Origin of the sequence: Mesorhizobium sp. WSM4307, assembly GCF_007003945.1 — a bacterium.
Lineage (GTDB): Bacteria > Pseudomonadota > Alphaproteobacteria > Rhizobiales > Rhizobiaceae > Mesorhizobium.
Genome location: NZ_VFTB01000005.1, coordinates 510756 through 530711, shown reverse-complemented (window position 1 = coordinate 530711; position 19956 = coordinate 510756). Strand labels below are relative to the sequence as shown.

At 64.4% G+C, this 19956-nt stretch carries 19 protein-coding genes and 1 pseudogene; 12 read left to right on the top strand and 8 right to left on the bottom strand.

Annotated elements, in window-relative coordinates; genetic code table 11:
- A partial coding sequence (locus FJV83_RS15210; RefSeq protein WP_142886611.1) for an aminotransferase class I/II-fold pyridoxal phosphate-dependent enzyme occupies positions 1–660 on the top strand: 660 nt, incomplete at its 5' end.
- A 33-nt stretch (positions 661–693) separates the two neighbouring features.
- On the opposite strand, the gene FJV83_RS15205 is transcribed toward FJV83_RS15210, so the two are convergent.
- Both FJV83_RS15205 and mscL read right to left on the bottom strand, forming a co-directional pair.
- Positions 694–1860 (bottom strand): pyridoxal phosphate-dependent aminotransferase, encoded by a 1167-nt coding sequence (locus FJV83_RS15205; RefSeq protein WP_095791868.1) that lies wholly within the window; start codon positions 1858–1860, stop codon positions 694–696.
- Positions 1861–2091: 231 nt separating this feature from the next.
- Positions 2092–2511 (bottom strand): large conductance mechanosensitive channel protein MscL, encoded by a 420-nt coding sequence (gene mscL / locus FJV83_RS15200; protein WP_027047745.1) that lies wholly within the window; start codon positions 2509–2511, stop codon positions 2092–2094.
- 249 nt (positions 2512–2760) lie between these two features.
- On the opposite strand from mscL, the gene FJV83_RS15195 reads away from it, so the two are divergent.
- Positions 2761–6270: a PAS domain-containing hybrid sensor histidine kinase/response regulator gene (locus tag FJV83_RS15195; protein WP_142886610.1), complete on the top strand. Its 3510-nt coding sequence runs from the start codon at positions 2761–2763 to the stop codon at positions 6268–6270.
- A 33-nt stretch (positions 6271–6303) separates the two neighbouring features.
- Here FJV83_RS15195 and FJV83_RS15190 read toward each other — a convergent pair whose 3' ends face one another.
- Positions 6304–6939 carry a TetR family transcriptional regulator gene (locus FJV83_RS15190; RefSeq protein WP_142886614.1) on the bottom strand — a complete coding sequence of 212 codons (636 nt, stop codon included), beginning with the start codon at positions 6937–6939 and terminating at the stop codon, positions 6304–6306.
- A gap of 92 nt (positions 6940–7031) precedes the next feature.
- Here FJV83_RS15190 and FJV83_RS15185 point away from each other — a divergent pair, with 92 nt between their 5' ends.
- Together FJV83_RS15185 and FJV83_RS15180 are read left to right on the top strand one after the other, a co-directional pair.
- On the top strand, positions 7032–7685 hold the full coding sequence (locus tag FJV83_RS15185; protein ID WP_142886609.1) for an O-methyltransferase: 654 nt from the start codon (positions 7032–7034) through the stop codon (positions 7683–7685).
- Between the two features lie 141 nt (positions 7686–7826).
- On the top strand, positions 7827–9104 hold the full coding sequence (locus FJV83_RS15180) for an MFS transporter (RefSeq protein WP_246691866.1): 1278 nt from the start codon (positions 7827–7829) through the stop codon (positions 9102–9104).
- A gap of 36 nt (positions 9105–9140) precedes the next feature.
- Here the strand turns inward: FJV83_RS15180 and FJV83_RS15175 are convergent.
- The 3 genes and pseudogenes from FJV83_RS15175 to FJV83_RS15165 all read right to left on the bottom strand — a co-directional run.
- Positions 9141–9392 (bottom strand): annotated as a pseudogene (locus FJV83_RS15175) (LysR family transcriptional regulator); the annotation flags it as partial.
- 159 nt (positions 9393–9551) lie between these two features.
- The gene (locus FJV83_RS15170) at positions 9552–10211 is read right to left on the bottom strand and encodes a response regulator transcription factor (RefSeq protein WP_095771909.1); all 660 of its coding nucleotides are present in this window, start codon (positions 10209–10211) and stop codon (positions 9552–9554) included.
- A 181-nt stretch (positions 10212–10392) separates the two neighbouring features.
- Positions 10393–10827: a hypothetical protein gene (locus tag FJV83_RS15165; RefSeq protein WP_027047742.1), complete on the bottom strand. Its 435-nt coding sequence runs from the start codon at positions 10825–10827 to the stop codon at positions 10393–10395.
- A 107-nt stretch (positions 10828–10934) separates the two neighbouring features.
- On the opposite strand from FJV83_RS15165, the gene FJV83_RS15160 reads away from it, so the two are divergent.
- Together FJV83_RS15160 and FJV83_RS15155 are read left to right on the top strand one after the other, a co-directional pair.
- Positions 10935–11285, top strand: a complete 351-nt coding sequence (locus FJV83_RS15160; RefSeq protein WP_095791872.1) for a DUF952 domain-containing protein — start codon at positions 10935–10937, stop codon at positions 11283–11285.
- Positions 11282–12361, top strand: coding sequence for a quinone-dependent dihydroorotate dehydrogenase (locus FJV83_RS15155; protein ID WP_142886608.1), 1080 nt, complete (start codon positions 11282–11284; stop codon positions 12359–12361). Before FJV83_RS15160 ends, FJV83_RS15155 begins: the two co-directional genes overlap by 4 nt.
- Here FJV83_RS15155 and FJV83_RS15150 read toward each other — a convergent pair.
- Positions 12354–13694: an MATE family efflux transporter gene (locus FJV83_RS15150; protein WP_142886607.1), complete on the bottom strand. Its 1341-nt coding sequence runs from the start codon at positions 13692–13694 to the stop codon at positions 12354–12356. The genes FJV83_RS15155 and FJV83_RS15150 overlap by 8 nt on opposite strands.
- Positions 13695–13827: 133 nt before the next feature.
- Here FJV83_RS15150 and FJV83_RS15145 point away from each other — a divergent pair, with 133 nt between their 5' ends.
- A complete protein-coding gene (locus FJV83_RS15145) occupies positions 13828–14730 on the top strand; it encodes a histone deacetylase (protein WP_142886606.1) in 903 nt (300 codons plus the stop codon).
- A gap of 3 nt (positions 14731–14733) precedes the next feature.
- Here the strand turns inward: FJV83_RS15145 and FJV83_RS15140 are convergent, their stop codons facing one another.
- On the bottom strand, positions 14734–14997 hold the full coding sequence (locus FJV83_RS15140; RefSeq protein ID WP_027047739.1) for a DUF6460 domain-containing protein: 264 nt from the start codon (positions 14995–14997) through the stop codon (positions 14734–14736).
- Positions 14998–15434: 437 nt separating this feature from the next.
- Between FJV83_RS15140 and FJV83_RS15135 the strand changes: the two genes are divergently transcribed.
- The 5 genes from FJV83_RS15135 to FJV83_RS15115 all read left to right on the top strand — a co-directional run bounded on the left by FJV83_RS15135 (position 15435) and on the right by FJV83_RS15115 (position 19903).
- On the top strand, positions 15435–16052 hold the full coding sequence (locus tag FJV83_RS15135; RefSeq protein ID WP_095771906.1) for an outer membrane protein: 618 nt from the start codon (positions 15435–15437) through the stop codon (positions 16050–16052).
- A 176-nt stretch (positions 16053–16228) separates the two neighbouring features.
- Entirely contained in the window at positions 16229–16615 is a 387-nt protein-coding gene (locus tag FJV83_RS15130; RefSeq protein WP_095791873.1) for a hypothetical protein, read from the top strand.
- A gap of 49 nt (positions 16616–16664) precedes the next feature.
- Complete coding sequence (locus tag FJV83_RS15125) at positions 16665–17339, top strand: response regulator transcription factor (protein ID WP_140888118.1); 675 nt, start codon at positions 16665–16667, stop codon at positions 17337–17339.
- Entirely contained in the window at positions 17336–18766 is a 1431-nt protein-coding gene (locus tag FJV83_RS15120) for a HAMP domain-containing sensor histidine kinase (protein ID WP_142886605.1), read from the top strand. The genes FJV83_RS15125 and FJV83_RS15120 overlap by 4 nt, the downstream gene beginning before the upstream one ends.
- Positions 18767–18877: 111 nt before the next feature.
- Positions 18878–19903, top strand: a complete 1026-nt coding sequence (locus FJV83_RS15115; protein ID WP_142886604.1) for a glycosyltransferase family 2 protein — start codon at positions 18878–18880, stop codon at positions 19901–19903.
- The last annotated feature ends 53 nt before the right edge of the window (positions 19904–19956 follow it).

Sequence of the window (19956 nt, the reverse complement as noted above, 5' to 3'; positions counted from 1 at the left end):
AACGCCATGACCTATATCGACGAGGTGCATGCGGTCGGCATGTACGGACCGCGCGGCGGCGGCATCACCGAGCGCGAAGGCCTGGCCGACCGCATCGACATCATCGAAGGCACGCTGGCCAAGGCATTCGGCACGCTGGGCGGCTATATCACCGGCACCAGCGCGGTGATCGACGCGGTGCGCTCCTATGCGCCGGGCTTCATCTTCACCACGGCGCTGCCGCCGGCGATCGCGGCCGCGGCCACCACCTCGATCCGCCATCTCAAGCACTCGCAGGCCGAGCGCGACGCCCAGCAGCGGCAGGCCGCGCGGACCAAGCAGATCCTGTCGGCCGCCGGCCTGCCGGTGATGGACTCGCCAACCCATATCGTGCCGGTGCTGGTCGGCGATCCCGAACTCTGCAAGATGGCCAGCGACCGCCTGCTCGGCGTGCACGGCATCTACATCCAGCCGATCAACTACCCGACCGTGCCGCGCGGCACCGAACGTCTGCGCATCACGCCGACACCGTTCCATTCCGATGCGCTGATCGCCGAGCTGCAGGACGCGCTGGTCGAGACCTGGGACGCGCTCGGCATTCCCTACGGCTCGGCAGGACGGCCCGTTGTTGCGAAGAGCGATCGGATCGTTCCGCTCCTGGTGCCCAAGTCCGGCGGTTGAAACGCGGCTCGACTGCCAGCCGACGCGGGCTGGCTAAATAGTCTTCATCCATTTCGCCAGCCGGTGCGCGGCGTCCTCGATCTGGTCGAGGCGGCGGTGGAAGCACAGCCTGAGGAAGGCTTCGCCGCCGGGGCCGAAGGCGGTGCCGGGCGCCAGGCCGACATTGGCCTTGTCGACGATGTCGAAGGCGGCGGTGCGGGAATCGGTGATGCCGTCGACGGTGAAGAACAGATAGAAGGCGCCCTGCGGCACGGTAAACCGCGCACGGCCGGTGGCGCCGAGAATGCCGCAGACCAGGTCGCGCGCCTTTCTCGCCCGCTCCACCTGTTCGGCGACGAAGCCATCGCCCTCGTCAAGCGCGGCCACCGCGCCGCGCTGCATGAACTGGGCAACACCGGAATTCGAATACTGGATCAGGTTCTCGAACACCTGCTGCAGGCTCGGATGCGTCTTTATCCAGCCGACGCGCCAGCCGGTCATCGCCCAGTTCTTGGAAAAGGAGTTGACGAACAGGATGCGGTCCTCCTCCGTCGCGATGTCGAGGAAGGACGGCGCACGACCATGGCCATAGTGGAACAGCGAATAGATCTCGTCGGCGATGATCCAGACGTTCTTGGCGCGCGCCAGGTCGAGGATGGCCTGCAAGGTCTCGTGATCGGCGGTCCAGCCGGTCGGGTTCGACGGCGTGTTGATGAACAGCGCCTTGGTGCGCGGCGTGATCGCCGCGGCGATCTTCTCGACGTCGCAGGACCAGCCATTGCCGGAATGATCGAGCGTGACCGGCACCGGAACGGCTCCCGACAGGGCGGCGGCAGCGTCGAAATTCGGCCAGGCCGGCGACAGATAGATCACCTCGTCGCCGGCGCCGGCGAGAGCGGTAAGGGACATCTGGATGGCATGCATGCCGGATCCAGTGACGATGAATTGCTCCTCCGGGAACGTCTTGCCGAAATGCCTGGCGTAGTAGCGTGCCAGCGCCTGCCTGAGGTCGGGGATGCCCCTCTGCCAGGTGTAGAACGTCTCGCCGCCGGCCAGCGCCTTCGACGCGGCATCGGTGATGAAGGCGGGTGTCGGCAGGTCGCCCTCGCCGGCCCAGAGCGGGATCAGGCCCTCGCGCAGGCGGCCGTAATTGACGACGGCGACAATGCCGCTTTCCGGTGCGGCGCGGGCTTCGGCACGAAAGCTATCGATCAGGCTCATGGACAAATCCGTTTTCCCTTAGAGCAGTTCACCGTTTCACGGAAACGGCAACCCGCTCTAACTCTTTGTTTTAACGCAATTCCCCAGGGAAAGCGCTACGCGGTTTCCCGGGAAAACCGTTTCACACTTTTTGCTGGAATTGCTCTAGGCTTGCCGCTCTTTACCAGATACGAAAACAGAAAACCCCAGCCGCGAACGACCGGGGTTTTGGTCCAGCAATGGCTGGCTGAATTATCGCTTGGCGAGCAGATCGCGGATTTCGGTGAGCAGCGCGACATCGGCGGGGGGCGGCGCGGCCGGGGCAGCCGGCTTCTCGCGCTCGAGCCGCCGGCGCAGATTGTTCACCCCCTTGACCATCAGGAAGATGACAAAGGCAATGATCAGGAAGTTCAGCGCCACGGTGATGAAGCTGCCATAGGCAAAGACCGCGCCTTGCTTGCGCGCATCTTCAAGGTTGGTCGCAGTTACATTGTGCGACAGGCCAATGAAGTAGTTGTTGAAATCGACCCCTCCGAGCGCGCCAATGAAAGGCATGATGACATCATCGACCAGCGAAGTGACGATCTTGCCGAAGGCAGCGCCGATGATGACGCCGACGGCCAAGTCCATCACGTTACCCTTGGAAATGAATTCCTGGAATTCTTTCAGCATTCGACCCTCCTTGCATGGCGGGCCGCGCTGCCGTTCCGTCCTTGCCGCATCGACCCGGCGACAACATAACAAAAACCTCCGGTTGCAACATGGGCAAAAAGGAGAAAGCAATCGCTTTCTCCTTCCCTGCCGTTAGCCTCCAGAAATCACGCGCTTCATGCACCCAAAGCCGTGATGGACTTGGGACCCAAGCTGTGATTGCGTTCGGACAAGCCGGACAGAAAGACTGCAAAGGAGGAAATTCCGGGCGTGCAAGGCTTGTTCATCGTCATCATCGCGATCGCCTATGTGACGTTGCTGTTCGCCATCGCCAGCCTGGGCGACCGCCGCTCGGCCATCTCCGGGCCCGGTCGTGCGCGACCCTTCATCTATGCGCTCAGTCTGGCGATCTATTGTACCTCGTGGACCTTCTTCGGCTCGGTCGGGCTCTCCTCCGAACGCGGCCTCGAATTCCTCGGCATCTATACCGGCCCGGTGCTGGTGTTCGTGTTCGGTTTTCCGCTGCTCAACCGCATCGTGCGGCTGGCCAAGACCGAGAAGATCACCTCGATCGCCGACTTCCTCGGCGCGCGCTACGGCAAGAGCTTCACCGTCGCGGCGATCGCCACGCTGATCGCCACCATCGGGGCGGTGCCCTATATCGCGCTGCAGCTGAAGGCGATTTCCGGCTCGGTCAGCCTGATGGTCGAGCACTATACGGGATCGCCGCCCTCTTTCGATCCGTTCGTCAGCGACATCTCGCTGGTCGTCGCCATGCTGCTGGCCTTGTTTGCCGTGCTGTTCGGCACACGCCATGCCGACGCCACCGAACATCAGGACGGGCTGGTGCTGGCGGTGGCGGTGGAAACCGTGGTCAAGCTCGCCGCCTTCCTGGCAATCGGTCTGATGGTCACCTTCCTGATCTTCGGCGGCCCGGGCGACATGTTCGCCAAGCTGGCGCAGAATGCACAAGTGCGCCAGGCGATGGGCTACAACACCTCGCTCGCCACCTGGCTGGTGCTGACTTGTCTGAGCGGCTTTGCCATCGTCATGCTGCCGCGGCAGTTCTACGTCACCATCGTCGAGAACCGCGGCGAGGCCGAACTGCGCACCGCGACCTGGGTGTTTCCGCTCTATCTCGTGGCGATCAACCTGTTCGTGCTGCCGATCGCCTTTGCCGGCCTGTCGCTGGTCGGCACCGGCACCAGCAGCGATCTCTACGTGCTGTCACTGCCCCTGTTCAGCGGCCACGACGTGCTCGCCATGGCGGCCTTCATCGGCGGCCTGTCAGCGGCAACGGCCATGGTCATCGTCGAAAGCGTGGCGCTCTCGATCATGATCTCCAACGACCTCGTCATTCCGCTGTTCGTGCGCCGCCTGCTCAAGACCTCCACCTCGGAGAACGAGGACTGGTCGACGCTCATCCTCAATGTGCGGCGGGGGGCGATCTTCATCCTGTTGTTCATCGCCTTCCTCTACTATCGCGAGAGCACCAACAGCGCGCGGCTGTCATCCATCGGGCTGATGTCCTTCGCGGCCATCGCGCAGTTCGCGCCGGCGCTGATCGGCGGGCTGATCTGGCGCGGCGCCAATGGCAGGGGCGCCGCACTCGGCATGATCGCCGGCATCCTCATATGGGGCTACACACTGCTTTTGCCCTCGCTTGTCGCACCCGATGCCGACATCATCTTGCAAGGGCTGTTCGGTTTCGAGGCATTGCGGCCGCAGGCGCTGTTCGGCACGGTCGCCGAACCGCTGAACCATGGCGTGTTGTGGAGCCTGTCGATCAACACGCTGTTCTTCGCCCTTGGCTCGCTGTCGCGCGCGTCGGTGCCGCTGGAGCGCATCCAGGCGTCGATCTTCGTGCCACGCGACGCCGGTCCGATGCCGAGCCTGCGCCGCTTCCGCACCGCCATCACCGTCAACGACCTCAAGGACACGATCGCGCGCTACCTCGGCGTCGAGCGCACCGAGCGTTCCTTCCAGTCGTTCGAGAAGACCAACGGCACCTCGCTGCACGGCAAGGAGCAGGCGAGCATGGAGGTCATCCGCTTCTCCGAGCAGCTTTTGGCCAGCGCCGTCGGCTCCTCCTCGGCGCGGCTGATCCTATCGCTGCTGTTCCGGCGCCATGACCGCGAATCCCGGGATGCCTTCCGCCTGCTCGACGACGCCACCGAGGCGCTGCAGCACAACCGCGACCTCCTGCAGATCGCGCTCGACCAGATGGAGCAGGGCATCACCGTCTTCGACCGCGATTTCCGGCTGATCTGCTGGAACCGCCAGTACCGGGCGCTGTTCGACCTGCCCGACGAGATGGGCCAGGTCGGCGTCTCGCTCGACCAGATTCTACGCCATCTCGCCGAGCGCGGCGACATCCCCGCCGACCAGCGCGTGGCGATGCTCAACCGGCTGACCAGCTTCGTCAGCCCCTGGCAGATGGAACTGAAGACCAGCGGCCGCATCCTGGAACTGCGCTCCAACCCGATGCCGGATGGCGGCATCGTCGCCACCTATGCCGACATTTCCGGGCGCGTCGAACAGGATCTGGCGCTGAAGCGCGCCAATGAGTCGCTGGAACAGCGCGTCAAGACCCGCACCATCGAACTGACCCGGGTCAACGAGGAGTTGACCCGGGTCAACGAGGAACTGGCGCAGGCGCAGATGCTGGCCGAGGAGGCCAATCTCGGCAAGACGCGCTTCCTCGCCGCCGCCGGCCACGACATCCTGCAGCCGCTGAACGCCGCCCGGCTCTATTGTTCCTCGCTGATCGAGAAGGCCGGCAAAGGCCCAGCCGGCAAGGCGGCGGTCAATATCGAATCCTCGCTGGAATCGGTCGAGACGATTCTCGGCGCCGTGCTCGACATCTCGCGCCTCGATGCCGGGGCGATGAAGCCGGACGATACCGCCTTCAATCTCGACGGCCTGCTGCGCCAGATCGGCAATGATTTTCGGCCGATGGCCGCCGAGAAAAAGCTCGGCCTGACGATCATGCCGTCTTCGCTGACTGTGGTGACCGATCGCAATTTGTTGCGCCGCCTGATCCAGAATCTTGTCTCCAACGCCATCAAGTATACCCGCAGGGGTCGCATCCTGGTCGGCGTGCGGCGGCGCGGCGAACTGGCGGAGATCCAGGTGATCGACACCGGCATCGGCATTGCCGGCGAGAAGCTGAACACGGTCTTCCATGAGTTCACCCGGCTCGATGAAGGCGCGCGCGAAGCCGAAGGGCTCGGCCTTGGCCTCTCCATCGTGGACCGCATCGCCCGGGTGCTTCGGCTGGAAATCCGCATCTTCTCCAATCCAGGCAAGGGCACGCGCTTTTCGGTCATCCTGCCGGTCGCAGCGGTGCAGGAGCCGCGACGCGAGGTCGAAACCAAGGCTCCCGCCCGTGCCGCGGCTTCGCTCGCCGGGCTGCATGTGCTGTGTATCGACAATGACGCCCGCATCCTGGAGGGCATGCGGCTGCTGCTCGAAGGCTGGGGATGCAAGGTTGATACCGTGTCCGGCTCACGGGATCTGGAGAACGCCGCGCTACACCGCCCGGATATCGTGCTTGCCGATTACCATCTCGACGGCGAAACCGGCCTCGATATCATCGCCCGGCTGCGTGCGACCCATGGCAACGACCTGACCGCCGTGCTGGTCACCGCCGACCGGTCCAACGAGGTGCGGGCGGCGGCAGCTGGGCTCGATATTGCGGTGATCAACAAGCCGCTGAAACCGGCGGTGCTGCGTTCGATGATGGCCAGGGTGAGGCCGCTGGCATCGGCGGCAGAGTGACGCCAACGGGCCGGCCGGCCACAGCTGGCGCTTTCAGGCCCTGTGCCCCAGGCTCCTGAGGTAGGCGCAGAACATATCGGCTATCGCATCGGAATAGGTCTCGATCTCCGCCGGCATTCGCGAACTTGCCGAAAAATCCCGTCCCGCCGCACTGAGCATCGTCGTGACCAGCTCGCCGGCCATGGCTCGGGTGGCATCGGAGGCCTCGGGCAGTGTCTCCTGCATGAATATCTCGACCGTGCGCTCCGCCGAAGCCCGCGCCTCTTGAGCCTCTGGCGCATCCCGATAAAGCGGCGCCGCGTCGTTGAGCGCGCCACGCACTGCCGCTTCTTCACATTCGGAGCGGACAAAGGCATGCACCAGGATGCGCAGCCGCTCGAGGGGCGGCTTCTCGACCTCCTGGAGAATACGGCACAGCAGGTCGGTCGTTTGCTGCCATTCGTCGCTCTGCAGCCGGAACAGAAGTGCCGCCTTGTTGGGGAAATACTGATAGAGCGAGCCGACGCTGACTCCGGCCCTTTCGGCCACGCGCGTGGTGGTGAAACGCTGCGCGCCTTCCTTCTCCAAAACCTGAAGAGCAGCCTGCAATATCGCCGCGACAAGGTCCGTCGCGCGAGCCTGTTTGGGCTGCTTTCGTGAGGAAATCGAATGACTTGGGCGTTCGGTCATGTCTCGGCCCGGTAATGCGAATTGGAAACCTGAAGGATTATTCGTATTTTCGGCGCAACACAAGCACGCAGCCATTTCGACCGGAGACGTTCATGACGACGCTGACCAATGCCCCGCTGGCCCCGCTGCTCGCCCGCCTGTTCGAAGAAGCCAATGCCGCAACCAGTCCGGTGGCGGGACTCTCGCACGAAGAGCGGGCGCGCCTGATCAACAGCAAGACCGAATATGTCGATTTCTACGGTCGGCTGAAGGACCTCTGGCTGGCGATCTCGCCGGAGACCGGCACGCTGCTCTACATGCTGGCGCGCAGCAGCGGCGCGCGCATTATCGTCGAGTTCGGCACCTCGTTCGGCATCTCGACGCTCTATCTTGCGGCAGCGCTCAGGGACAATGGCGGCGGCCGCCTGATCACCACCGAATTCGAGCCGTCCAAGGTGATGCGGGCCAAGGCCAATCTGACCGAGGGCGGCCTTATCGACCTGGTGGAGATCCGCGAGGGCGACGCGCTTGAAACGCTGAGCACCGACCTGCCGGAGACGATCGATCTTTTGCTGCTCGACGGCGCCAAGGCGATCTATCCGGAGATCCTCAGCCTGGTCGAGAGCCGCTTGCGGCCAGGCGCGCTGGTCATCGCCGACAATGCCGATTTCTCGCCCGAATATCTCGAGCGGGTGCGCTCGCCGGCGTCGGGCTACATGTCCACGCCGTTCGGCGAGGACGTCGAATTGTCCGTGCGGCTCGGCTGAAGCCGGCCCCATCGCCGTATTGGATACTACCACGCGGCTCAAACCTCCTTGTCGCTCCAGGGCGACCGTAGGCGTTTACGTCAACCAACGCGCAAACCCCGGGCCGTCGACGACAGTCGGCCTCCATGCGCAGGTGACGTCATGATCAACACGCTTCTTTCCTCCTGGCGCGCAGCCCCGCGCCCAGCCCTGATGGGGCTTCTGCTGTTCTTCTGCGCGGGTTTCGCCGATGGCGCGCTCGTGCCTTTCTTTCCGCTCTGGGCAAGCAGCGAGGCGGGCATTCCCGTCGGCGCGATCGGCCTGCTGTTCGGCTGCTATGCCGGGGGCGAACTGCTGGCGGCGCCGCTGATCGGCGGCATCGCCGACCGGGTCGGCCGGCGGCCGGTGCTGATCGCCTCGTCGCTTGGCGTCGGCGCCGGCTTCCTGGCCCTGTTCTTCGTGCATGGCGTCGCCGTTACCGCGATCGTGCTGCTTCTAACCGGCATGTGCGAGTCAGTGCTTCATCCAACTATTTTGACCACGATCGCCGATGTGACCTCGCCATCCGCGCATCCGCGCTGGTTCAGCCTGGCGCGCGTGAGTTCAAGCGCCGGGCAGATTCTCGGGCCGGCCAGCGGCGCCCTGCTGGCGCTGCTATCGCTACGCAGCGTTTTCCTCGCCGGCGGCACGATGCTTGTGCTGGGCGGCATCGTGATGCTCTTCGCCCTGAACGAGACGATCGGCATCGGCCTCGCCGCCGGCGACGATCGCCACAGCGGCGAAGACAACGAAGAGGAAGGCCTGTCCGCGCTGCTGCCGGCGTTCGGCGACGGCCGGCTGGCGAAGCTGCTGCTCTGGGTCGTGCTGTTCGAGGTCGCCGGCAACTGGATCGAGGCGGTGATCCCGCTCTACGCGCAGGATGCAGGGACGCTGACGCCATCCGGCGTCGGCGCGCTGTTCGCCTACGCCGCCGCCCTGACGGTCGGCCTGCAGATGCTGGTCAGCCGCCTGATCGAGGCACGATCCGCGCTCTGGCTGACGGTCGGCGCCGGCCTTGCGACGATCCTCGCCTTTGCGCTGCTCGCCGCCTCGCCGGCGATGCTGACGCTGATCGGAGCGGTCAGCCTGTGCTCGATCGCGCAGATGCTGGTCGGACCGCTGGTGCCGACCGCCGTCAATGCGCTGGCGCCGCCCGCACGGCGCGCCTCCTACATGGCGGCTTCGTCGGTGGCGGTCGACCTCAAGGACTCGTTGGGGCCGTCGATCGGCACGGCGCTTTACGCGCTGGCACCGCGCCTACCCTGGATCGCCGGCATTCCGCTGGTGGCGATCGCATCGCTCGGCCTCGGCGCCGCCATCGGCCGGGCGCGCAATCCTTCGCGGCCGACCGAGGATGATGCCACGCCGCAACTGGGTTCAGCCGTCGAAAACTATCGCTGAGATTCGGCGCCATCGCACAGACGCGGGTCGATAGCCTCAGACGGGGCTGTCCAGCGTGTGCGAATTGCGGAACCGGGGCTTCGCGCCGCTGGCCGCCGGCGACGGACGGTGCTCGCGAAACGCCATGGCAAGGGTGCGCGATGCATCGCGCGATTGCGGGTCTGAGAGCGTGGACAACAGCACGATCTCCGACGCCGGCAGCGGTGGAAGGCCGAATTTGCGGCTGACCTCGATGGTGCCGGGCGGGGCGAGGCGGCAAGAGAACACCGATGCGGCGAGACCGGCTGATTCCGTTGTCCATAATGCACTGCGCAACGGCTTTGGCTGGGTGATGCTCTATGGCGGCATCGGCGTCTGGATCATGGCCGCCATCAGCTTCGTGAGTTTCAACGCCCGACCGGTGCGGACAGAGGTCCAGTGTCCCGATTCAACGGGCGACGCAGACGCTCAGCTGTTGGTCTGCAAAGGGTCGGTGCCGATCTTGGACAGAAGGATCACCGCCTGGGTGCGGCTGTCCACGCCGAGCTTCTGCAGGATGGCCGAGACATGCGCCTTGATGGTCGCCTCGGAAACACCGAGCTCATAGGCGATCTGCTTGTTGAGCAAGCCTTCGGCCAGCATGCCGAGCACGCGCGTCTGTTGCGGCGTCAGCGCCTGCAGCCGCTTGATCAGGTCCGATATTTCGGGATCGCGCTCGACACCGAGATCGACGCCAACGGGCGCCGCGATGTCGCCGGCCAGCACCGATTGCACGGCGTTGCGGATTTCCTCCATGCTGGCCGATTTGGAGATGAAGCCGGATGCGCCGAGATCGAGCGCGCGCCTGATGGTCGCCGGATCGTCATGCGCCGAGACCACGATCAGTGGCACCGCAGGGTGAATGCCGCGCAGCGAGATCAGGCCGGAGAGACCGCTGGCGCCCGGCATCGACAAATCGAGCAGCACCAGATCGACATCCTCATTGGCCACGACCAATGCCTTGGCGCTTTCGAAATCGCCGGCCTCGTGAATGGCGGCGACATTGCCGATGCCGGCAAGCGCTTCGCGGAGCGCACCGCGAAACAGCGGGTGATCGTCGGCGATGACGAAAGAATAGCCTGACGGCAAATGTTCCTCCCCGAATCCCGTCGATGATTTTTGAGCTTTTTGGGACCAGTCGGACGATTATGAGGGGCAGCGCGCTGTTTTCAAGCGGCAAAACCAGCGCGCCGCGTTTTCCCTGCTTCGCAAGATCAAAGTCCTAAGGCGTCCTTTGCGCGTCCAAAAGGACCCGCGGCGCCACAGGAGCTCAGGTCTTCTGCGAGTTGAGCTGGGCGCCGCCGCCGTTGTCCTTGTCCATATCCTTGACGATGCCCATGAAGCCCCTGAGGAAACGCTCCATGTAGCTCATCGTCTTGTTGAAATCCTCCTCGCTCGGCAGTTTCGATTCGAGGCGGGCGGAGAGCGAATTCTCCAGCTTGGTGACGCGCTCGTCCATTGCCTTCATCGAGGTCTGCAGGCGGTCGATTTCGTCCTGGAACGCGGCGCGTTCGTCGGCCGCCACCTTGCAGACGAGCTGACCGGAGCGTTCCTCGCAGATCGACATCGCACCGGTCTGCGTGTCCATGCGGACATAGCCGTTGGCGGATTTTTCCAGCCGGTAGCGATCGGTCTCTTCCGAATAAGCTGATACCGCGACCAGTGAAACCAGCGCGGCGGGGATCAAGATGTGTTGCAGACGCATGTTGTCCTCCATGGCCAAGGCCTGAAATATCGCATGTTTGCGCCGGAAATGGGGAAGACCCTTGGCGTGGCCTTCCCCGCACGACTGGTTCAGACTATAGCGCAACCATGTCTCAGTTTATCTACAAGATAACCCCGCAAGCGCTTTGGCGCGAGGCCGAAGCCAGTGGCCGCTTCACCGGCGCGCCGATCGACGTCGCCGACGGCTTCATCCATTTCTCCACGGCGGCGCAGGTCCGGGAAACCGCGGCAAAGCATTTTTCCGGCCAGACAGACCTTCTGCTGGTCGCCGTCGACGACGCCAGCCTGGGCGACGCGCTGAAATACGAGGTTTCGCGCGGCGGCGCGCTGTTTCCGCATCTTTACGGCGTGCTGGTGCTGGATACCGTCAAATGGGTGCGGCCGCTGCCGCTCGGTGCCGATGGCGCGCATCGGTTCCCGCCGCTGGAGGGGCAATGAGCGTGCTCGACCGACTCGGCCAGAAGCTGCTGTTCACCTTCGATCCGGAAACCGCGCATGGCCTGTCGATCGCGGCGCTGCGCTGCGGCCTGCCTGCCGGCGCGCGGACGGTGCGCGACATCAGGCTGAAGGCCAGCCTCTGCGGCCTCGATTTCCCCAACCCGCTCGGCATGGCGGCCGGCTACGACAAGAATGCCGAGGTGCCCGACGCGCTGCTTGGCCTCGGCTTCGGCTTTGCCGAGGTCGGCACGCTCACGCCGCTGCCGCAGGCCGGCAATCCGAAACCACGCATCTTCCGGCTGACGGCGGATGAAGCGGTGATCAACCGGCTGGGCTTCAACAATGAAGGTCATGCCGCGGCCGAAAAACGCCTTGCCGCGCGCAAGGGACGTTCCGGCATTGTCGGCGTCAATATCGGTGCCAACAAGGACAGCGCCGATCGCATCGGCGACTATGAGCGCGGCGTCACCCGCTTTGCCCCCTATGCCAGCTACCTCACGGTCAACATCTCCTCGCCCAACACGCCCGGCCTGCGCAACATGCAGGCGCGCGAGCAACTCGGCGAACTTTTGTCGCGTGTCATGGCCGCGCGCGCGTCGGCGGCGGCCCAGCCGCCCATTTTCCTCAAGATCGCGCCGGATCTGGTCGAGGCCGAGTTGGAAGACATCGCCGCCGAGGTCGCGGAAAAACGGATCGACGGAATCATCGTCTCCAACACCACAATTTCGCGGCCGCCGCTGCGCAGCGGCGGCGTCGCAGGCGAGACCGGCGGGCTTTCGGGAAAACCGCTGTTCGAACGCTCGACCATCGTGCTGGCGAAGATGCGCAAGCTGCTCGGGCCGGGCATCGCCATTGTCGGGGTCGGCGGCGTGGATTCCGCCGAGACCGCGCTGGAGAAGATCCGCGCCGGGGCCGACCTGGTGCAGCTCTACACCGGCATGATCTATGCCGGACCCGCGCTGCCGGGCCGTATCGTCGCCGGCATGGCACGCTTTTGCGAGACGGAACGGCTGAAGTCCATTGGCGAATTGCGCGACAGCCACCTCGATCGGTGGGCGTCCAAGCCGCTCAGCTGAACGCCGTCTGCACCCGCAACCGCAAAATAGTCAGCAGGCTGAAGCCGCGCGCCAGCAGGAAAACGTGCAGCGCCGCCCACAGGCCGTGATTGCCGAAGGCGGGCGCCAGCGTCAGCAGCGCGACGGCAAAGACCAGAAACGACAGCAACATCATGTTGCGCATGTCGCGCGACCAGGTCGCGCCGATGAAGACGCCATCCATCTGGAACGCCAGCACGCCGCTCAGCGCGGTGAATGCCGCCCAGGGCAAATAGATGTCGGCCACCGAACGGACCTCCTGCGATGTCGTGACGATGGCGACCAGGTTGGCGCCGGCCGACAGCAGCACCAGGGTCGCGGCACCGGCCAGCCCTAAACCCCAGAACAGGGTCAGCCGCACCGCCTGCCGGAAGGGTTGCTCGGCGCGCGCGCCGACGGCACGGCCCGCGAGCTGCTCGGCGGCGGTGGCAAATCCGTCGAGGAAATAGCCGGCGACGAGGAAGAAGTTCATCAACACCGCATTGGCTGCCAGCGTCACCGTGCCGAACTGCGCGCCCTGGCGGGTGAACAGCGCGAAGGCGGCAAGCAGCGAGAACGAGCGGATCATGATATCGCGGTTGAGCGACAGCATGCGCAGGAAGGCGGCCATGTCGAGCAGCCGATGGCGCGGCAAGGGCGGGGTCGCGCGGAAGCGACGGACCACGATGGCGAGACCCAGCAGCATGGCCAGGAATTCGCCCGTGACCGTTGCCCAGGCAACGCCGGCAACGCCCCAGCCAAGCTTCAGGCCAAGCAGGAAGCAGAGCGCGATGTTGATGCCGTTGAGCACCAATTGCAGCACAAGGCCGAGCCCGCCCTCGCCACGCCCCAGCACATAGCCGAGAATGGCGTAGTTGATCAGCGAGAACGGTGCGGCAAGCAGCCTGATCCTGATGTAGACGCCCATCGCCTCGCTGACGCGCGGTTCGGCGCCCATGAACCACTGGCCGCCGATGGCGATCAACGGCGAAAGCGCCACCAGCACGACACCGGCAACGACCGCGATCAGCACGGCGCGCCAGAACACCGCCTGTTCCTCGAGCGCGTCGCCACGCCCGAAAGCCTGGGCGACGAGGCCGGTGGTGCCCGAACGCAGAAAATTGAAGCTGGTGAAGACGACGTCGAAAACAAGTGCGCCCGCCGCAAGGCCGCCGAGCAAAGCAGCGTTACCGAACTGGCCGACAACAGCCGTGTCGACCAGGCCGAGCATCGGCGTGGTCAGATAGGCGAGCGTCATCGGCACCGCTATGGCGAGCACGGAACGGTTGGTAACGACAAAAGCTCTGGCGTCGACTGGAGTTGCGCCGTTGTCCAAGGGATTGCTGCCTTGCTGATTTGCGGCTTGATCGAAGAGCCGATGTGCCCCATTTTCCGGCCACCGCGCAATCATTCTTCCCGCGATGGCCAACCGAAATCCCGGTCTGGCGCGAAGCCGCCGGATTCGGTTCATGCCCCTGCAGATCGTCCACCACCCCGACTACGACGCCGGCTTTGCCACCAGCCATCGCTTCCCGATGAGCAAGTATCCGCTGCTGATGGAGGCTTTGCGCGCACGCGGCCTGGCCGGGCCTGACGCGCTCAACACCGCGGACCCGGCACCGGCATCATGGCTGAGGCTTGCCCATGCGGCCGACTATGTCGACCAGGTCATCAGCTGTTCAGTGCCGGAAAAAATCGAACGCGAGATCGGCTTTCCGGTGGGCCCGCGCGTTTCGCGCCGCGCGCAGCTTGCCACCGGCGGCACGATACTGGCCGCGCGGCTCGCCTTGCGCCATGGCATCGCCTGCAACACCGCGGGCGGCAGCCATCATGCGCGGCGCGCGCAAGGCGCCGGCTTCTGCACCTTCAACGACGTTGCCGTCGCCTCGCTGGTGCTGCTCGACGAGGGTGCCGCACAAAACATCCTGGTCGTCGATCTCGATGTGCATCAGGGCGACGGTACGGCGGATATTCTGAGCGACGAGCCAGGTGTATTCACCTTCTCCATGCATGGCGAGCGCAACTATCCCGCGCGCAAGATCGCCTCCGATCTCGACATCGCGCTTGCCGACGGCACGGGCGATGCCGCCTATCTCCGGAGGCTGGCCACGATCCTGCCGGAGCTGTCGGCCCGGGCGCGCTGGGACATCGTTTTCTACAATGCCGGCGTCGACGTCCATGCCGAGGACCGGCTTGGCAGGCTGGCGCTTTCCAATGACGGCCTGCACGCCCGCGACGAGATGGTCATCGGCCATTTTCGTGCGCTCGGCATTCCGATCTGCGGCGTCATCGGTGGCGGCTATTCCACTGATGTTCCGGCCCTTGCCGCACGGCACGCCATCCTGTTCGAGGTCGCCTCGGCCTATACCTGAAAGTCACTTCCGATAGTTGGCGATCCTGAGCAGGATGAAGGCCGGCACGACGATCGCGGCCCCAAGCAGGATGTAGCCGAGGAAGCGGTCAATGGCGTGGAAGCCCAGGTTCCAGAGATCGATGAAGAACTTCTGGATGCCGTAGAAGACATCCATCGGCGACCAGCCGAAGGCATTCATGACAAGGCCGACGAGGAACGACACCACCAGCAGCTTCAGGATCACCCTGAGCGGCGAGTCGCCGAGAAAGCGCGTCAGTGCGGACAAGGTCGTCTCCCGATTGAGATGCCCAGGCTCACGGGCACGGCCCACAGATACGTGCTTGGCGGCTATCCATCAAGCCAGCGCGGTTTGTGCCCGAGCTGGAACAGGGGATCGGGACTCCGAGCTTCAGACGGCCCGCAATTCTTAAATATAGGTAAACAAGATCATTTTAATTTGTTGAAAATAAAGCACAAAATCGTCATTTTCGAATTTTGCGCAATGTGCGTGCAATTTTCACCTGCGAGACAGTCGGCGTCTTTCAGGTGACTGGTTGCGCGGCGCTCCGACCCCCTGCCACAGCTGGCGAACGCCAGTCTCAGGACCGTGCAGCCATCCCTGAAAGACACCTAACAGGAGCCCTGACCGCCCCAGCGGCCAAGCTCCCCGGGAGTTAACCTGCGTGTCGATTGCTGGATGCGCGTTTGTGTTGGAGTAATGCTGTGTCCTCTCAAGTAAAGATCGTCCTGACGGCGGCTAGCCTCGCCTTTTGCCTTCTCGGGCCGGCGATGGCCGCCGACCTTTCACCCACCTACAACGACCCGCCCGCCTTCCAGTGGAGCGGCGCCTATGTCGGCGTGCATGGCGGCACGGCGTTCACCGGGATGCCAAACCCGTTTGCAGGCCGCAATGGCTTCAGCGGCGGCGTCCAGGCCGGCTACAACCAGCAGATGGGTCCCACCGTTCTCGGCGCCGAGATCGAAGGCTCCTATCTGGGCGGCGCCGAACACGACGTCCAGGGCGGCAAGATCAAGGAGAAATGGCGCGGCGCCGCCAAGGCCAAGGCAGGATTGAGCTTCGACCAGACGCTGCTGTTTGGCACCGGCGGCGTTGCCCTGACCAAATTCGACAAGGGCGACAACGTCAGCAGCGCCGATGGATGGAAGGTCGGCTACCTCCTGGGCGCCGGCATCGAGCAGGGCTTCGCCGGCGGGCTGTCCGCCAAGGTCGAGTACGACTATGTCCGCACCCGCGGCGTCGAGACGACATCGGCTCTTGGCACGTCGAAGACGACGATCGGCAGCCATGAACTGAAGGCCGGCATCAATTACCGGTTCTAGACCGAGCGAACCGGATTGCACGATGCCGCTGGGCGTCGCGCAATCCGGTGTCTCGATATCCACCGCACAGCGGCTTTTTCCGCAATGGCGCCCTTCCCACGCGTCGCTGCAATGTCGATGCAATCTTCGCGATCTAGGTCCGCGCGTGAATTTTCACCATGGGAATCTGTTCCGATATGTCCACGCATGGCGCCAGCCTCCTGACCCAGGCCCCGAAGATCGTCTTCATCGCAATCGCGCTCGCAGGCTGTGCCTCCGACATCATGAAAAATTATGTCGGGCAGCCGGTCGAATCGGTCGTCCTCGATTATGGTCCGCCCACGGCGATCGTCGATCTTGGCCAGGGCGAGCGCGCCTATCAGTGGCGCAAGGTGTCGACGTCAGCGGTTTCCGGGACATCGAGCGGCGAGGTTCGCGAGACAAAACACGGAACCGTCTATGAAGAGACCGAGACGCCCGGCTATATCGAGCGTCAGGAATGCTTCTACACATTCTATGCCCGCGCTTCCGGCGGCCGCTGGTTCATCACCAATTTCCGCCAGCCAAAGCTGGAATGCGAATGAACTGCCGCGGCCGCAGACCCCGACCGGCCGCGGATAAAGGAGAATATTCATGCGCGTCCTGTTGATCGAGGACGAACCGGAAATGGCCTCCGTGCTGAAGGCCGCTCTCGAGCGTGTGGACATCATCGTCGACCATGCCGCGACATTGGCCGATGCCGAGGCGATGGCCCGCCTGGGCTATCACGACGCGGTGGTGCTGGACCGCCGGCTGCCGGATGGCGACGGTCTCAGCCTCATACCGCGCCTGCGTGCCTTGCATCTGGATGTGCCTGTCATCGCATTGACGGCGATGAGCGGGCTGGACGACCGGGTCGCCGGGCTCGATGCCGGCGCCGACGATTACATGGTCAAGCCCTTCGCCACGGTGGAACTCGTCGCGCGGCTTCATGCCTTGCACCGGCGCTCGTTCACATCGCGCGCCAACCAGACAATGGTCGGCCGCCTCACCTATGATTTCCGCCATCGCGAGGCGCTGATCGAGGACCAGGCGCTCGATCTGCCGCGGCGCGAGAGGCTGGTGCTGGAAACGCTGATCCGCCGGCCGGGCCGGACCATCATGCGCAGCGCGCTGGAAGAGGCTGTCTATGCCCTCGACGACGAGATCGGCTCCAATGCGCTCGATGCGCATATTTCGCGGCTGCGCCGCAAGCTCGACGATGTCGCCGCCGGCATCGAGATCCGGGCGATCCGCAATCTCGGCTATCTCCTGCGGGCGGTCTCGTGAAAAAGGTCCGCACCGGCTCGCTGCAATGGATCCTGGTCCGGCGGCTGATCCTGCTGCAAGCGGCGACGCTGCTCATCTTCATCGTGCTTTGCGCGGCAGCCCTTTGGATCGCCAATCCGCGCCTTTTGATCGACAACGAGGCCGCCGTCGCGGCCGTCAAGGATGCCGTCGACCGGGACAAGGACGGCAGGCTGATCGTGCGTGAAACGGAGGAACTCACCGCGTTTCGCGAGAGCTTCCCCAATGTCTGGTACCTCGTTCGCGATGGCAGCGGCGAGAGCGTCCGTGCCGGCAACATACCCGACATCTACACCAAAGGCTTCGACGAGTTGCTTGGTGCGGCCGATCACGCCACGATCGGGTTCTCCGACAAGGACGTGCGGCCGGAAGCCTATATCGAAAACGCTTCGACCAAAGCCGGCATGGTGCAGATCATCGCCGCGACGCAGTCGTCGCGCCAGCAGACCGACGGCCTCGAAATCAACATTTCGGCCACCGTCGAAGTCGCCCGCAATCCGGACGGCAGCAGGAACTGGGAGCGCGCCCTGCCGGCGCTCGCGCTCGTCATCGCGATCCTGCTTTTGCCCATCATTCTCGTCATGGGCACGACGACGCTGGTGACGACGCCAGCCGTGGTGCGCCGTTCCTTCGCCGGCCTTGTCGAAACGGTCCGCCAGGCGGCGCGCATCGACATCGGCACCCGCGCCATGCAACTGCCGGTCAAGCAGGTGCCGCAGGAAATCGCGCCGCTCGTGCATGCCTTCAACGAGGCGCTTGCCCGCCTCGCCCAGGGTTACGACCGCCACAACCGTTTCCTCACCGACGCGGCGCACGAACTGCGCACGCCGATCGCCATCCTGCGCACACGCGCTGAACTTTTGAAGGAGGAACCGCAGAGCGCGCGGCTGCTGCGTGACATCGAACGCCTGTCGCATCTTGCCCAGCAACTGCTCGACCATCAGTTGCTCGACCGCCCGTCGGACCAGCGCCAGATCGTCGATCTCGACGATCTCGTCAGCCGGGTGGCGGCCGACTTCGCACCGCTCGCCATCGAGGCCGGCTATGACCTTGCCTTCGAACCGTCGCCAAACAAGGCCCGAGTAGAGATCAATGTCCTGCAGATCGAGCGGGCGCTCGCCAACCTCGTGCGCAACGCAATCGAGCATGGCGGCGGCAGCGGCACGATCACGATTGCCATCGACGCGGCCGGTGGCATCGAGGTGCGCGACGAGGGGCCGGGCATTCCCGCGGAAGAGCGCGAGAACGTTTTCGAGCCCTTCTACCGCTTGCAGCCGCAGTCGCGCGGCGCGGGGCTGGGACTGAACCTCGCCCGGCAGATCGCGCTGCTGCATGACGGGACGATCCGCATCCTGACGGGCTCCTGGCGCGGCGCCCGCATCCGCATGGAGTTGCCGGTGCGTTCGTGACGTGCCGAGCCCATCGCGTCGGCCGGCCGATGATCCGATGTCGATCCCTGGCTTATCTGTTTTCTAACCAATTGCCGCTATTGCCATGGCAAGAGCGGGAGCCAGGCTTTGGTGGGAACGGGAAAAATCGGCGCGCACCGCGCGGTCACGCTGTCGGTCGTCGTGCCATGCTACAACGAGCGCGACGGCGTGGCCGAGCTTCACCGACGCGTCAGCGCCGTATGCCTCGAGCAAGGCCGTTCCTACGAGATCGTGCTTGTCATCGATGGGGCGACCGACGGCACCCGCGAGGCCATTTTCGAACTGGCCGAAAAGGACGACCATGTGGTCGCCATCGACCTTGCCCGCAATTACGGCCACCAGATCGCCTTGAGCGCGGGGCTGGAATTCTGCCGCGGCGAGCGCATCCTCATTCTCGACGCCGATCTCCAGGATCCGCCAGAACTGCTCGGCGCGATGATGGCGAAGATGGATGAAGGCTTCGACGTCGTCTACGGCCAGAGGGTCAAGCGCGACGGCGAAGGCTGGTTCAAGCTGGCCTCCGCCTCGATGTTCTACCGCCTGCTCGGCCGGATGGTCGATGTCGAGATCGCACCGGACTCCGGAGACTTCCGGCTGATGAGCCGCCGGGCGCTCGACCATCTGAATGCGATGCCCGAACGCTACAGGTTCATTCGCGGCATGGTGAGTTGGATCGGGCTCAGGCAGGTCGCCTTTCCTTACGAGCGGCACCGGCGCTTTGCCGGCACCACCCACTATCCGCTGAAGAAGATGATCCTGCTGGCGGTCGACGCGATGACCAGCTTTTCGATCGTGCCTTTGCGGTCTGCCTCGATGCTGGGGATAATGTTCGGCCTGCTCGGCCTGGTCGTGCTCGGCTACACGCTGATCGAATGGTCCAGGGGCAACGTGGTGCCCGGCTGGACGAGCCTTGCCGCGATCATGCTGATCCTGGGCAGCGTCCAGCTTCTAGTGCTCGGCATTTTCGGCGAGTATCTCGGCCGCATGTACATGGAGACGAAGCGGCGGCCGCTGTATTTCGTCAACGAAATCGTTTCGCGCGACCAGCCGGCCAAGGACAGCGACCTGCCCGTCCATCGCCTGCAGGAGATGGCGAAAAGAGCCGCGCGTGGCTGAGGCGAAGGGCGAGCGGATGCAACGGGAACGGCATGGGCAGGATGCGGTCGGCT

Excerpts from the sequence above, each read along its gene's own strand:
- FJV83_RS15125 (WP_140888118.1), top strand. The coding sequence starts at position 16,665 with ATGCGCGTCCTGTTGATCGAGGACGAACCGGAAATGGCCTCCGTGCTG.
- FJV83_RS15180 (WP_246691866.1), top strand. The coding sequence starts at position 7,827 with ATGATCAACACGCTTCTTTCCTCCTGGCGCGCAGCCCCGCGCCCAGCC.
- FJV83_RS15190 (WP_142886614.1), bottom strand. The coding sequence starts at position 6,939 with ATGACCGAACGCCCAAGTCATTCGATTTCCTCACGAAAGCAGCCCAAA.
- FJV83_RS15130 (WP_095791873.1), top strand. The coding sequence starts at position 16,229 with ATGTCCACGCATGGCGCCAGCCTCCTGACCCAGGCCCCGAAGATCGTC.
- FJV83_RS15165 (WP_027047742.1), bottom strand. The coding sequence starts at position 10,827 with ATGCGTCTGCAACACATCTTGATCCCCGCCGCGCTGGTTTCACTGGTC.
- FJV83_RS15155 (WP_142886608.1), top strand. The coding sequence starts at position 11,282 with ATGAGCGTGCTCGACCGACTCGGCCAGAAGCTGCTGTTCACCTTCGAT.
- FJV83_RS15145 (WP_142886606.1), top strand. The coding sequence starts at position 13,828 with ATGCCCCTGCAGATCGTCCACCACCCCGACTACGACGCCGGCTTTGCC.
- FJV83_RS15160 (WP_095791872.1), top strand. The coding sequence starts at position 10,935 with ATGTCTCAGTTTATCTACAAGATAACCCCGCAAGCGCTTTGGCGCGAG.
- mscL (WP_027047745.1), bottom strand. The coding sequence starts at position 2,511 with ATGCTGAAAGAATTCCAGGAATTCATTTCCAAGGGTAACGTGATGGAC.
- FJV83_RS15205 (WP_095791868.1), bottom strand. The coding sequence starts at position 1,860 with ATGAGCCTGATCGATAGCTTTCGTGCCGAAGCCCGCGCCGCACCGGAA.
- FJV83_RS15185 (WP_142886609.1), top strand. The coding sequence starts at position 7,032 with ATGACGACGCTGACCAATGCCCCGCTGGCCCCGCTGCTCGCCCGCCTG.